This is a genomic window from Pseudomonas taiwanensis, assembly GCF_013393345.1.
GTDB classification, from domain to species: domain Bacteria; phylum Pseudomonadota; class Gammaproteobacteria; order Pseudomonadales; family Pseudomonadaceae; genus Metapseudomonas; species Metapseudomonas resinovorans_C.
The window spans coordinates 1-471 of the sequence record NZ_QJRF01000002.1 but is presented as its reverse complement, the minus strand read 5'-3'; the positions used below and the strand labels follow the sequence as shown (position 1 = coordinate 471).

Annotated in this window: 1 protein-coding gene; it reads right to left on the bottom strand. The window is 67.5% G+C overall.

Going from position 1 to position 471, the window contains the following annotated elements:
- Positions 1-471, bottom strand: a 471-nt coding sequence (gene tssI / locus DM872_RS00010; protein ID WP_179057552.1) for a type VI secretion system tip protein TssI/VgrG, incomplete at both ends; no start/stop codon positions are given.

Below are 471 nucleotides of genomic sequence, written 5' to 3'. Positions count from 1 at the left end.
CGTAGCGCAATTCGTTGAAGCCGCTGCCCTTGTGGGTCTGGCTCTTGAGAGACATCCGCGTCTTGTGCGCCGGCAGCTCGTACGGCGGTCGCTGGTGGGCGTTGTAGGTCCGGCCGGTAATCACCGGCTGGTCCGGGTCGCCATCGAAGTTGGAGACGATGACTTCCTGGCCGATGCGCGGGATGGCCACGAGGCCCCAGGTCGCGCCCGCCCAGTTCTGCGAAACGCGAATCCAGCAGGAGCTGTGTTCGTCGTTGCTGCCCTCGCGGTCCCACGGGAACTGCACCTTCACCCGGCCGAACTCGTCGCAGTAGATTTCCTCGCCTGGCGGGCCGACCACGGTTGCCTGCTGCGGGCCGTCGATGCGCGGCTTGGGCAGCGGCGTGGCGCGCCATTCGGCGTCGTCCGGCACCAGGGTGGCGGTGCTGCTGTAGTGGGTGCCCTGTTTGGCGTCGGCACTTTCCTCGGCCT